This window comes from Leclercia adecarboxylata, assembly GCF_006874705.1.
Classification (GTDB): Bacteria; Pseudomonadota; Gammaproteobacteria; order Enterobacterales; family Enterobacteriaceae; genus Enterobacter; species Enterobacter adecarboxylatus_C.
Genome location: NZ_CP035382.1, coordinates 1,313,562 through 1,326,157 on the forward strand (window position 1 = coordinate 1,313,562; position 12,596 = coordinate 1,326,157).

10 protein-coding genes are annotated in these 12,596 nt (G+C 56.6%); 5 read left to right on the forward strand and 5 right to left on the reverse strand.

The features are described 5' to 3' along the window. The first annotated feature begins 23 nt into the window (after positions 1-23). Together rapZ and npr are read left to right on the forward strand one after the other, a co-directional pair. Complete coding sequence (gene rapZ, locus ES815_RS07235) at positions 24-878, forward strand: RNase adapter RapZ (RefSeq protein WP_142487259.1); 855 nt, start codon at positions 24-26, stop codon at positions 876-878. Then, positions 875-1,147, forward strand: a complete 273-nt coding sequence (npr, locus tag ES815_RS07240; protein ID WP_032614489.1) for a PTS phosphocarrier protein NPr — start codon at positions 875-877, stop codon at positions 1,145-1,147. Before rapZ ends, npr begins: the two co-directional genes overlap by 4 nt. Here the strand turns inward: npr and mtgA are convergent. The 5 genes from mtgA to lptF all read right to left on the reverse strand — a co-directional run bounded on the left by mtgA (position 1,144) and on the right by lptF (position 7,398). Continuing rightward, complete coding sequence (gene mtgA, locus ES815_RS07245; RefSeq protein WP_370649949.1) at positions 1,144-1,869, reverse strand: monofunctional biosynthetic peptidoglycan transglycosylase; 726 nt, start codon at positions 1,867-1,869, stop codon at positions 1,144-1,146. The genes npr and mtgA overlap by 4 nt on opposite strands. Beyond that, a complete protein-coding gene (gene elbB / locus ES815_RS07250) occupies positions 1,866-2,519 on the reverse strand; it encodes an isoprenoid biosynthesis glyoxalase ElbB (protein WP_142487260.1) in 654 nt (217 codons plus the stop codon). Before elbB ends, mtgA begins: the two co-directional genes overlap by 4 nt. A gap of 228 nt (positions 2,520-2,747) precedes the next feature. After that, a complete protein-coding gene (arcB, locus tag ES815_RS07255; RefSeq protein ID WP_142487261.1) occupies positions 2,748-5,081 on the reverse strand; it encodes an aerobic respiration two-component sensor histidine kinase ArcB in 2,334 nt (777 codons plus the stop codon). Between the two features lie 134 nt (positions 5,082-5,215). After that, on the reverse strand, positions 5,216-6,298 hold the full coding sequence (lptG, locus tag ES815_RS07260; protein ID WP_142487262.1) for an LPS export ABC transporter permease LptG: 1,083 nt from the start codon (positions 6,296-6,298) through the stop codon (positions 5,216-5,218). After that, positions 6,298-7,398 carry an LPS export ABC transporter permease LptF gene (lptF, locus tag ES815_RS07265; protein ID WP_142487263.1) on the reverse strand — a complete coding sequence of 367 codons (1,101 nt, stop codon included), beginning with the start codon at positions 7,396-7,398 and terminating at the stop codon, positions 6,298-6,300. The genes lptG and lptF overlap by 1 nt, the downstream gene beginning before the upstream one ends. Positions 7,399-7,664: 266 nt before the next feature. Between lptF and pepA the strand changes: the two genes are divergently transcribed. The 3 genes from pepA (at position 7,665) to ES815_RS07280 (ending at position 12,596) form a co-directional block, all read left to right on the forward strand. Further along, a complete protein-coding gene (gene pepA / locus ES815_RS07270) occupies positions 7,665-9,176 on the forward strand; it encodes a leucyl aminopeptidase (protein ID WP_142487264.1) in 1,512 nt (503 codons plus the stop codon). A gap of 121 nt (positions 9,177-9,297) precedes the next feature. Continuing rightward, positions 9,298-9,741, forward strand: a complete 444-nt coding sequence (gene holC / locus ES815_RS07275; RefSeq protein ID WP_142487265.1) for a DNA polymerase III subunit chi — start codon at positions 9,298-9,300, stop codon at positions 9,739-9,741. Beyond that, positions 9,741-12,596: a valine--tRNA ligase gene (locus ES815_RS07280; protein ID WP_142487266.1), complete on the forward strand. Its 2,856-nt coding sequence runs from the start codon at positions 9,741-9,743 to the stop codon at positions 12,594-12,596. The genes holC and ES815_RS07280 overlap by 1 nt, the downstream gene beginning before the upstream one ends.

Genomic DNA, 12,596 nt, shown 5'->3' on the forward strand with positions numbered 1-12,596 from the left:
GTAGTCCTGAGGAGAAATGGTACATGGTGCTGATGATCGTCAGCGGTCGTTCGGGATCCGGGAAATCGGTCGCCCTGCGAGCGCTGGAAGATATGGGCTTTTACTGCGTAGATAACCTGCCGGTGGTGCTGCTGCCCGAGCTGGCGAAATCGCTGGCCGATCGGCAGATTTCGGCCGCGGTCAGCATCGACGTGCGTAACATGCCTGAATCGCCGGAGATCTTTGAGCAGGCGATGAGCAATTTGCCAGAGGCATTTTCACCTCAGCTGCTGTTCCTTGATGCCGATCGCAATACGCTGATCCGTCGCTACAGCGATACCCGCCGTCTGCATCCGCTCTCCAGCAAAAATCTGTCGCTGGAAAGCGCCATTGACCAGGAGAGCGATCTGCTGGAGCCGCTGCGCTCCCGCGCCGATCTGATCGTCGATACTTCTGAAATGTCCGTCCATGAACTGGCGGAGATGCTGCGTACCCGCCTGCTGGGCAAACGCGAGCGTGAGCTGACGATGGTCTTTGAATCCTTCGGCTTTAAGCACGGCATCCCTATCGACGCAGACTATGTGTTTGACGTGCGCTTCCTGCCGAACCCGCACTGGGATCCCAAGCTGCGTCCGATGACCGGCCTGGATAAGCCGGTTGCCGCGTTCCTTGACAGACATACGGAAGTACATAACTTTATCTATCAGACGCGCAGCTACCTTGAACTCTGGTTGCCGATGCTGGAGACAAACAATCGCAGCTACCTGACGGTGGCGATTGGCTGTACCGGGGGCAAACACCGTTCGGTCTACATAGCTGAGCAACTGGCTGACTATTTCCGCTCGCGCGGCAAAAACGTGCAGTCCCGTCATCGTACGCTGGAAAAACGTAAAACATGACCGTAAAGCAGACCGTTGAGATCACCAATAAGCTGGGCATGCATGCACGCCCGGCGATGAAGTTATTTGAACTGATGCAGGGGTTTGACGCGGAAGTTCTGCTGCGTAATGACGAAGGCACCGAAGCCGAAGCCAACAGCGTGATTGCGCTGCTGATGCTGGACTCCGCCAAGGGCCGCCAGATCGAAATCGAAGCCACCGGCCCGCAGGAAGTCGAGGCGCTGGCGGCGGTGATTGCGCTGTTTAACGCCGGATTTGATGAGGATTAATGCAGCTTATTTGCCTGCATAAACCCTTCCCCACCCAGCTGACGCATCTGGCGCAGGATCCACGCCTGACGGCTGCGCACATAGCCTGAGGGTGCGCTGGCCTTAAAGCGGATTGGGTTCGGTAACACGGCGGCCAGCAGCGCGGCTTCAGATGCCGACAGGCGGCTGGCAGGTTTGTGGAAATAACGCTGGGCGGCGGCTTCAACACCAAAGACGCCCTCGCCAAACTCCGCGATATTCAGGTACACCGTCAGGATGCGTTTCTTACTCCACACCGTTTCGATCCCCAGCGTCAGCCCGGCTTCAAATCCCTTTCTCATCCAGCTGCGTCCATCCCACAAAAACAGGTTTTTCGCCGTTTGCTGAGAAAGCGTCGATGCGCCGCGAATACGGCTCTCATTACGCTCGTTATGCGCTAACGCCTTCTCTATCGCCCCCACGTCAAACCCCCAGTGGTCCGGGAATTTTTGATCTTCGGCGGCAATAACGGCCAGCCCCATCCACGGCGAGATCTCATCCATACTCACCCAGTCAGAATGGGCAACATAGCTGAAATCCCCTCTCAGCCAGCTTCCCAGCTGACGTTCAATCATCACCGCCGAAAACGGCACCGGCACAAAGCTAAACAGGGCGATGCCGCCCCCCCAGAAGACCGCCATCACCAGCAAAACGCGAATGACGATCCGTCTTACCCAGCCGGATCGGGGACGCTTCAATCTCATGCCGCCAGCACCAGTACGCGAGCGACGAGCTTCTCAATGCCCGTCGCGGCTTCCGCAATATTTTGCGCCAGCATGTACGCAGGGGTGGTCACAATCCTGTTCTCTTCATCAACCACGATGTCGTCCACCGGACAAGTGATATGCTCACCGCCCATATCCTCAATCGCCTCGGCGGTATCGATGTCGGTGCCGATGGTCAGACGCAGCGGGATATCGAAGATAGCCGGCAGCATCGCGGGAGCAATACAGATAAAGCCCAGCGGTTTCCCGGCCTCATGCATCTCCAGCGCCAGAGCTTTTAAATCGTTCTCCACCCGGCAGGCGCTGCCCTGGTGGGCAAAATCGCTGAGGTTCTTTGCGGCGCCAAAACCGCCCGGGACAATTAGCGCATCCAGCTCCGCGGCACGCGCCTCACTGAGCGGGCGGATCTGCCCGCGCGCGATCCGCGCCGCTTCAGTCAGAACATTTCGGCTTTCCGCCAGCGGTTCGCCGGTCAGGTGATTAATAACATCGGACTGGGCTTTGTCGGGGGCAAAACAGACCGCTTCTGCGCCGTTACGCGCCAGCGCCAGCAGCGTCAGAACCGCCTCATGAATTTCAGAACCATCGTAAACACCGCAACCGCTCAGTACTACACCAACCTTTTTCATCCTGCGATCCCTCTCGAAAAATGTTACATGCACATTAAAAATTCTGATTAAAACGGTGTGCTTCACACATTTAACTGATTCATGTAACAAAGTATTTAAGATTTGCTATCTTAACTGCTTGCGGCCTGAATTTTCCGGCTACGCCATTATCCTAAAATAACGTCTTAAGGCGCAGCCATGATTTCCCTGGTGTTGGCGCAGTATTCGCGCACCCCGGTTTAGCCGGGGTCATTTTTTTCTGCTCTCCACCCAGGCTTTCAGAACGGCCACATCGTTTTGCCACTCCTGCTTCATCTCTTCAACCCATTCACCCACGTTATCTTCCCACGCCGGTAAATCCGGGGACTGGATCTGCTTACCTAACTGTTGTAGATGGCGCAATCCGATAGATCCGGCGGCACCTTTGATCTTATGACCCTCTTCAACGATGCCTTTCTGATCCCGCGCCGTCAGATTAGACTCCAGCACGTTCAGATAACCCGGCATCATCTTTTCGAATATGGCTATACCGTCCGTGATCAACTTCGGACCCACCAGCTCGATGTACTGCTCCAGCATTTCGATATCCAGCAAAGACTGCGCTTTTCCCGTATCTACCGTCGTCATGGTGCTCTCCTCTTCGTCACAGGTGTCCCAGAACTTCTTAATCATGGCGGTTAAGGCCGGTACCGCCAGCGGTTTACTCAGTACGTCGTCCATACCGGCATCGAGATACTCTTTTTTGTCTTTCAGCACGTTGGCGGTGAGCGCCACCAGCGGCGGCAGCTCGTCGCTGGCGTAGCGGCTGGTCAGTTCACGGGAGATGTCCAGCCCGGTCATGTCCGGGAGCTGAATATCCAGCAGCACCAGGTCGTATTCTCCCGGGGTGAACATCTCCAGCGCGGCTTTACCGGTCATGGCGACGTCCACGCTGCTGCCGAGTTTCTCCAGCACCGAACGCGCAACAATCACGTTCAGTTCAATGTCTTCCACCAGCAGCACGTGCAGGGCAGGCAGCGGCATATCGTCGTGAGCAAAGGTATCCTCGACCTCTTCCGCCACGGCCGGGGCGTGAACGCTGAGTTTAAACAGGGAGCCGTGCCCAGGATTACTGGCTACGGTAATGTCGCCCCCCATGCTCTTCGCCAGCCGGCGTGATACCGCCAGGCCAATGCCGGTGCCGGTGGCTGGCTTGCCGCCCTGGCTGTCTTTAACCTGATAATACATGGCGAAGATCTTGTCCTGCTCCTCCTGCGGAATACCGATACCGGAATCCTCCACCTCGAAGTGCAGCATCTCGCCCTCGCCGTAACGCACGCGAACCGCAACCTGTCCGTTCTGGGTAAACTTGACCGCGTTGCTGATCAAGTTCCACAGGATCTGACGCAGGCGGGTGCCGTCAGTCACCACCTTGTGCGGCAGCGGCAGAGTTGGCTCCATCACAAAGCGTAGCCCTTTCTGCTGCGCCTGCAGGCCGGAGAGGTTTTCCAGATCGGCAAGGAAGCTGGTGAAGTCCACCGGCTGGTTATCCAGCTGGACTTTGCGTCGCTCCATTTTATCCATGTCGATAATATCGTTGAAGATATTACCGAGCGTGACCGCTGAAACGTGGATTGTTTTCAGATATTTCTCCTGCTCGGTCGTCAGTTCGGTATCGAGCAGAATGCGGCTTAAGCCAACGATGCCGTTGAGCGGGGTACGCAGCTCATGGCTGATGGTGGAGATAAAGGTGGTCTTATCGCGGCTGGCGCGCTCCAGAGCATCCTGATAGCGCTTACGCTCGGTAATGTCTCGCCCGAAGCCCATCAGCCCGTGGCGTTTCCCGACGCGGTCGTAATAAGGCACTTTACGGATTTCAAAACAGGCTTTACGCCCGTCCGGGTAGTCGAGCCACTGTTCGTAGGTCAGGGAGACGTTATGACGGAATACCTTCTCATCGGTTTCGATAACTTTGGCGGCCGCCTCGGGTGAGTAGACGTCCTGCGGACGCAGGCTGACGAGCTGCTTTTCGCTTTTACCGGTCAGGAGCTCCATCGCCCGGTTACAGCCTGAGAACTCTTTGTCTTCATTACGGTAGAAGACCAGATCCGGGGAGGCATCGAGGAACGAGCGCAGGAATGAGGATTGCTGCTCAAGCTGGATCTGCGTCTGCTCGCGCTCTTTCATTTCGATTTTCAGCTGTTCCAGCGTGGTCTGGCGCTCGGCCTCCGCTTTTACGCGGTCTGAGATCTCCTGGTTCAGTTGGGCAATGTTATCTTTCAGCTGCACGTTGAGCTTCAAATCGCGCTCGCGCATCTCCTCCAGCTTTTCCACCAGCCGGGTCAGCCGCTGGCGGGACTCTTCCAGCTGTTCAACCACCACCGAGAGGAAATAGACCGCCCAGGGGGTGATCAGCAGGCCGAAGAAAATAGACCGGATGAGGTCTATGCTCTCAACCTGGCCGTGCAGGACCATGGTAATGGCCATCTGCACCACAATCGCCAGCACCACCAGCGCCAGCGCCAGCAACAGGGAGAAGCGGACCAGGCCAAGCTTCATCATCAGATCGACATAGTATTGCGCCAGTAACCGAATTTGCTTCATAGGGGATCTCTTCACGACGTCATCGCACAATAATACTCAAATTCCAGGCAAGACGTTGAAGGTTGTGCAAAAAATTGAGGGGTAAAACAGAGGAGGCACCTCACCTCCCAAAGGAGGAGATGAGGTGTGTAGGGTCAGGAGCGCTTCAACAGCATCCAGAGACTGATCAGGAAGAAGGAGGCGCTCGGCAGTAGCGCGCCGATAATTGGCGGGATACCGTAAACCAGCGTCAACGGACCGAAGATCTGATCGAGAACGTAGAAAACAAAGCCGAAGCTGATGCCGGTGACGACGCGTACCCCCATGGGAACGCTACGCAGCGGGCCGAAGATAAACGACAGCGCCATCAGCATCATCACCGCCACGGAGAGCGGCTGGAAGATCTTGCTCCACATATTGAGCTGGTAACGTCCGGCGTCCTGGCCGCTCGACTTCAGGTACTTCACGTAGTTGTGCAGCCCGCTGATGGACAGCGCATCCGGATCGAGGGCTACTACGCCGAGCTTGTCGGGGGTCAGGTTGGTTTTCCAGGTGCCAGTGACCGTTTGCGAACCGGTGATCTGCTTTGGATCCTGCAGGTTTGACTCATCCACCTGGGACAGACGCCAGACCTTTTTATCGGTATCGAAGGTGGCCGACGTGGCATAACGAACCGCCTGCAAACGGCGCTGATCGTTAAAGCTGTAGATGCTCACGCCGCCGAGCGTGTTATCGCCGGTAACACGTTCGATATAGACAAAGTTATTGCCGTCTTTCGCCCACAGCCCCTGCTGGGTAGAGAGCAGCGAGCCGCCATACATCATCTGTGCGCGATAGTTACGCGCCATCTGCTCGCCCTGCGGTGCAACCCACTCGCCCATCGCCATCGTCAGCAATACCAGCGGGATTGCGGTTTTCATCACTGACAGCGCAACCTGCATACGGGTAAAGCCCGACGCCTGCATTACCACTAGCTCACTGCGCTGCGCCAGCATCCCCAGCCCCAGCAGGGCGCCTAACAGCGCCGCCATCGGGAAGAAGATTTGCACATCTTTCGGAATGCTGAGCAGGGTATACATACCCGCCCCCAACGCATCATAGCTCCCCTGCCCGGCCTTTTTCAGCTGGTCGACAAACTTGATGATGGCGGAGAGAGACACCAGCATGAATAACGTCATCATGATGGTGGTAAAAATGGTTTTACCGATATAGCGGTCAAGAACGCCAAACGCCTGCATTACACCGCTCCTTTACGCGTAAACCGGGCTCGTACACGGCGCATCGGCACGGTATCCCACAGGTTGAGGATGACGGCCAACAGCAGATAGAGTCCGTTAATCACCCAGGTCCAGATAAACGGGTCGATTTTTCCTTTACCGCCATTCGATTTGATCGAGGTTTGCAGCAGGAAGAACACCAGATACAGCAGCATCGCGGGCAGCATGGAAAGCACGCGGCCCTGGCGTGGGTTGACCACGCTGAGCGGCACCACCATCAACGCCATCATAAAGACGGTGAATACCAGAGTAATACGCCAGTGCAGCTCCGCGCGGGCACGATTGGTATCGGTATTGATCAGCGTACGCATGCTCATCTGCTCAGTATCGCTGGGATCCAGCGCCACCGCCTGATGACCAATAATCGCCTGATAGTTCTGGAAGTCGGTGATGCGGAAGTCGCGCAGCAGCGCCGTGCCCTCAAAGCGGGTGCCTTTATTCAGGGTCACGATCTGCGAACCGTCTTTACCCTGCGCGAGCTGACCGGAGTCGGCTACCACCACCGACGGACGAGCATTGCCTTTAGGGCGGATTTGCGCGAGGAAAACCTCGTTAAAGCTGCTGCCATCCACGCTTTCGATAAACAGCACGGAATTACCATCTGTAGCCTGCTGGAACTGCCCCTGCGCCAGTGCGGCCATGCCGGGGTTCGCTTTCGCTTCAGCCAGCACCTCATCCTGATGACGGGAAGAGACAGGACCAGCCCACATCACGTTCACCGCGGCGACGATGCCGGTAAACAGCGCCAGGACCATGGCGGCCTTAATCAGAACCGCTTTACTCAAACCACAGGCATGCATGACGGTGATTTCGCTTTCGGTATAGAGTTTACCGAGCGTCATCAGCAGTCCGAGGAAAAGGCTTAATGGCAGGATAAGCTGCGCCATTTCAGGCACGCCTAACCCGAGCAGAGAAAGCACCAGATTTGTGGGAATTTCGCCGTCGACAGCCGCGCCGAGGATCCTCACCAGTTTCTGACAGAAAAAGATCAGAAGCAGGATGAAGAGTATCGCCAGCTGGCTTTTTAGCGTCTCCCGCACCAGATATCTTATGATTATCACATTAAATACGCCCGTAAAAACCCGTCTTTTTGCAGGAAAATCGCTTGTTTCATGGCTTAAACGTCATTTATTCTCTTGAGTCGTCGAAATCATCGCTAAGATTAGAACACCCGGCGGATTCGCGCTTCAGCAGTTGCTATGACGTGTCGAAACCGTAATAACGTAAGATTAACACGAAGTCACCGCAACAGCGGGCATGAGTTACGAAAGGTTTCAATTCTATCCGTAGCTGCTGCTGTTGTCTTTAAGATTCAGGAGCGTAGTTCATGGAGTTCAGTGTAAAAAGCGGTAGCCCGGAGAAACAGCGGAGTGCCTGCATCGTTGTCGGCGTGTTTGAACCCCGCAGACTCTCTCCGATCGCAGAGCAGCTCGATAAAATCAGTGACGGCTACATCAGCGCCCTGCTGCGCCGTGGCGAGCTGGAAGGCAAACCGGGACAGACGCTGCTGCTGCATCATGTGCCGAACGTACTGTCCGAGCGTATCCTGCTGATTGGCTGTGGCAAAGAGCGCGAGCTGGATGAGCGCCAGTACAAACAGGTTATTCAGAAAACGATTAATACGCTGAATGATACTGGCTCAATGGAGGCCGTGTGTTTCCTGACCGAACTGCACGTCAAAGGCCGCAACACCTACTGGAAAGTGCGTCAGGCGGTTGAGACAGCAAAAGAGACGCTGTACAGCTTTGATCAGCTGAAAACCACCAAAAGCGAACCCCGTCGTCCGCTGCGTAAAATGGTCTTTAACGTCCCGACCCGTCGTGAGCTGACCAGCGGCGAGCGCGCCATCCAGCATGGTCTGGCCATCGCTGCCGGGATCAAGGCTGCGAAAGACCTCGGCAATATGCCGCCAAACATCTGTAACGCGGGTTATCTCGCCTCCCAGGCGCGCCAGTTGGCAGACTCCTACAGCAAAAACGTTGTTACCCGCGTGATTGGCGAACAGCAGATGAAAGAGCTGGGTATGCACTCCTATCTGGCCGTCGGGAACGGTTCACAAAATGAATCCCTGATGTCGGTCATTGAGTATAAGGGCAGCCCGTCTGAAGATGTGCGTCCGATTGTACTGGTCGGTAAAGGCCTGACCTTCGACTCCGGCGGTATCTCTATCAAGCCTGCCGAAGGCATGGACGAGATGAAGTACGACATGTGCGGTGCGGCAGCGGTCTACGGCGTGATGCGCATGGTCGCGGAACTCCAGCTGCCCATCAACGTGATCGGCGTGCTGGCCGGCTGTGAAAACATGCCGGGTGGTCGCGCCTATCGTCCTGGCGACGTGCTCACCACCATGTCGGGGCAGACCGTGGAAGTGCTGAACACCGACGCTGAAGGCCGTCTGGTGCTTTGCGACGTACTGACCTACGTTGAGCGCTTCGAGCCAGAAGCGGTGATCGACGTAGCAACTCTGACCGGCGCCTGTGTAATTGCGCTGGGGCATCACATCACCGGTCTGATGTCGAACCACAACCCGTTGGCCCACGAGCTGATTGGCGCCTCTGAACAGGCGGGTGACCGTGCGTGGCGTCTGCCGATGGCCGATGAGTACCAGGAGCAGCTGGAGTCCAACTTTGCGGATATGGCCAACATCGGTGGGCGTCCTGGCGGGGCCATTACTGCCGCCTGCTTCCTGGCGCGCTTTACCCGCAAATACAACTGGGCCCACCTGGACATCGCCGGTACCGCATGGCGTTCCGGTAAAGCCAAAGGCGCTACCGGCCGCCCTGTTGCTCTGCTGTCGCAGTTCCTGCTGAACCGCGCCGGGTTTAACGGCGAAGAGTAATTCATCGTCTGTTGCCCGGTGGCGCTACGCTTACCGGGCCTACGGAAAATGCCGTTTGTAGGCCGGGTAAGCGTAGCGCCACCCGGCTTTGCATTTAAATCCAAAACAAGAAGCCCCATATATGAAAAACGCAACGTTCTATCTTCTGGACAATGACACGCAACAGGATGGCTTAAGCGCCGTCGAACAGCTGGTGTGTGAGATTGCCGCAGAACGTTGGCGCGGTGGAAAACGCGTGCTCATTGCCTGCGAAGATGAACAGCAGGCCATCCGTCTGGATGAAGCCCTGTGGGCACGACCGTCAGAAAGTTTTGTTCCGCATAATCTCGCGGGGGAAGGACCGCGCGGTGGCGCGCCGGTGGAGATCGCCTGGCCGCAAAAACGCAACAGCAGCCCGCGGGATATTTTAATCAGCCTGCGTACCGGCTTTGCAGATTTTGCCACCGCTTTCACAGAAGTGGTAGACTTTGTCCCTCACGAAGATTCTTTGAAACAACTGGCGCGCGAACGCTATAAAGCGTACCGCCTGGCTGGTTTTAACCTGAATACGGCAACCTGGAAATAATGGAAAAGACATACAACCCACGCGATATCGAACAGCCGCTTTACGAGCACTGGGAACAGCAGGGCTATTTCAAGCCTAACGGCGATGAAAGCAAAGAGTCCTTCTGCATCATGATCCCGCCGCCGAACGTCACCGGCAGTTTGCATATGGGTCATGCCTTCCAGCAGACCATCATGGACACCATGATCCGTTACCAGCGCATGCAGGGTAAAAACACCCTGTGGCAGGCCGGTACTGACCACGCGGGTATTGCTACCCAGATGGTGGTCGAACGCAAGATTGCCGCTGAAGAAGGTAAAACCCGTCACGACTACGGCCGCGACGCCTTTATCGACAAAATCTGGCAGTGGAAAGCAGAATCCGGCGGCACCATTACCCGTCAGATGCGCCGTCTCGGTAACTCCGTGGACTGGGAGCGCGAGCGCTTCACCATGGACGAAGGTCTTTCCAACGCCGTAAAAGAAGTGTTCGTCCGTCTGTATAAAGAAGACCTGATTTACCGCGGCAAGCGCCTGGTAAACTGGGACCCGAAACTGCGCACCGCCATCTCTGACCTGGAAGTGGAAAACCGCGAGTCTAAAGGCTCCATGTGGCACATCCGCTATCCGCTGGCCGACGGTGCGAAAACCGCAGACGGTAAAGATTATCTGGTGGTCGCCACTACGCGTCCGGAAACCCTGCTGGGCGATACCGGCGTAGCCGTGAACCCGGAAGATCCGCGTTATAAAGATCTGATTGGCAAGTTCGTGGTGCTGCCGCTGGTAAACCGCCGCATTCCGATTGTGGGCGATGAACACGCTGACATGGAAAAAGGCACCGGCTGCGTGAAGATCACCCCGGCGCACGACTTTAACGACTACGAAGTCGGTCGTCGTCACGCCCTGCCGATGATCAACATCCTGACCTTTGATGGCGACATCCGTGAAAGCGCGGAAGTGTATGACACCAAAGGCGAAGAGTCTGACGTTTATTCCAGCGACATCCCGGCTGAGTTCCAGAAGCTGGAGCGTTTTGCCGCGCGTAAAGCAGTGGTTGCCGCTGTTGATGCTCTCGGCCTGCTGGAAGAGATCAAACCGCACGACCTCACCGTTCCTTACGGTGACCGTGGCGGCGTGGTGATCGAACCGATGCTGACCGACCAGTGGTACGTCCGCGCCGACGTGCTGGCGAAACCGGCGGTTGAAGCGGTTGAGAACGGTAGCATCCAGTTCGTACCGAAACAGTACGAAAACATGTACTTCTCCTGGATGCGCGATATTCAGGACTGGTGTATCTCCCGTCAGCTGTGGTGGGGTCACCGCATTCCGGCGTGGTATGACAACGAAGGCAACGTCTACGTTGGTCGCACTGAAGACGAAGTGCGTCAGGAAAACAACCTGAGCGCTGACGTTGCCCTGCGTCAGGACGAGGACGTGCTGGACACCTGGTTCTCCTCCGCGCTGTGGACCTTCTCCACGCTCGGCTGGCCAGAGAACACCGACGCGCTGCGTCAGTTCCACCCAACCAGCGTGATGGTGTCCGGCTTCGACATTATCTTCTTCTGGATCGCCCGCATGATCATGATGACCATGCACTTCATCAAAGATGAAGACGGCAAGCCGCAGGTTCCGTTCCATACCGTCTACATGACCGGTCTGATCCGTGACGACGAAGGCCAGAAGATGTCCAAGTCCAAGGGTAACGTTATTGACCCGCTGGACATGGTTGACGGTATCTCGCTGGAAGACCTGCTGGAGAAACGTACCGGCAACATGATGCAGCCGCAGCTGGCTGAGAAGATCCGCAAGCGTACCGAGAAGCAGTTCCCGGACGGCATCGAGCCACACGGCACCGACGCCCTGCGTTTCACCCTGGCGGCGCTGGCCTCTACCGGTCGTGACATCAACTGGGACATGAAGCGTCTGGAAGGTTACCGCAACTTCTGTAACAAGCTGTGGAACGCCAGCCGCTTTGTGCTGATGAACACCGAAGATCAGGATTGCGGCTTTAACGGCGGCGAAATGACCCTGTCGCTGGCCGACCGCTGGATCCTGGCGGAATTCAACCAGACCACTAAAGCGTTCCGTGAGGCGCTGGATAGCTATCGCTTCGATATCGCGGCAGGCATCCTGTACGAGTTCACCTGGAACCAGTTCTGTGACTGGTACCTGGAGCTGACCAAACCGGTAATGAACGGCGGAACTGAAGCGGAACTGCGCGGCACGCGCAACACCCTGATTACCGTGCTGGAAGGTCTGCTGCGCCTGGCGCACCCGATCATCCCGTTCATCACCGAAACCATCTGGCAGCGCGTGAAGGTCATTGCCGGTATCAGTGCTGACACCATCATGCTGCAGCCGTTCCCGGAATTCGATGCTGCGCAGGTTGATGAGGCCGCAGCCGCCGATACCGAGTGGCTGAAGCAGGCGATCGTTGCCGTGCGTAACATCCGTGCAGAGATGAACATCTCCCCGGGTAAACCGCTGGCGCTGCTGCTGCGTGGCTGCAGCGAGGCGGCGGTTCGTCGCGTCACCGAGAACAGCACCTTCCTGCAGACCATGGCGCGTCTGGAGAGCATCACCGTGCTGCCTGCGGATGATAAAGGTCCGGTCTCCGTGACCAAAATCATCGACGGCGCCGAGCTGCTGATCCCGATGGCTGGCCTGGTTGACAAAGATGCTGAGCTGGCACGTCTGGCGAAAGAAGTGGCCAAAGTCGAAATCGAAATCGGTAAGATCGAAAGCAAACTGTCTAACGAAGGCTTTGTCGCCCGCGCACCGGAAGCGGTTATCGCTAAAGAGCGTGAGCGTCTGGTTGGTTTCGCCGATGCGAAAGCGAAACTGATTGAGCAACAGGCTGTCATTAGCGCGCTGTGA

Bases quoted from the DNA above. Each gene is read 5' to 3' on its own strand.
- rapZ (WP_142487259.1), top strand. From the start codon at position 24: ATGGTGCTGATGATCGTCAGCGGTCGTTCGGGATCCGGGAAATCGGTC.
- npr (WP_032614489.1), top strand. From the start codon at position 875: ATGACCGTAAAGCAGACCGTTGAGATCACCAATAAGCTGGGCATGCAT.
- mtgA (WP_370649949.1), bottom strand. From the start codon at position 1,869: ATGAGATTGAAGCGTCCCCGATCCGGCTGGGTAAGACGGATCGTCATT.
- elbB (WP_142487260.1), bottom strand. From the start codon at position 2,519: ATGAAAAAGGTTGGTGTAGTACTGAGCGGTTGCGGTGTTTACGATGGT.
- arcB (WP_142487261.1), bottom strand. From the start codon at position 5,081: ATGAAGCAAATTCGGTTACTGGCGCAATACTATGTCGATCTGATGATG.
- lptG (WP_142487262.1), bottom strand. From the start codon at position 6,298: ATGCAGGCGTTTGGCGTTCTTGACCGCTATATCGGTAAAACCATTTTT.
- pepA (WP_142487264.1), top strand. From the start codon at position 7,665: ATGGAGTTCAGTGTAAAAAGCGGTAGCCCGGAGAAACAGCGGAGTGCC.
- holC (WP_142487265.1), top strand. From the start codon at position 9,298: ATGAAAAACGCAACGTTCTATCTTCTGGACAATGACACGCAACAGGAT.
- ES815_RS07280 (WP_142487266.1), top strand. From the start codon at position 9,741: ATGGAAAAGACATACAACCCACGCGATATCGAACAGCCGCTTTACGAG.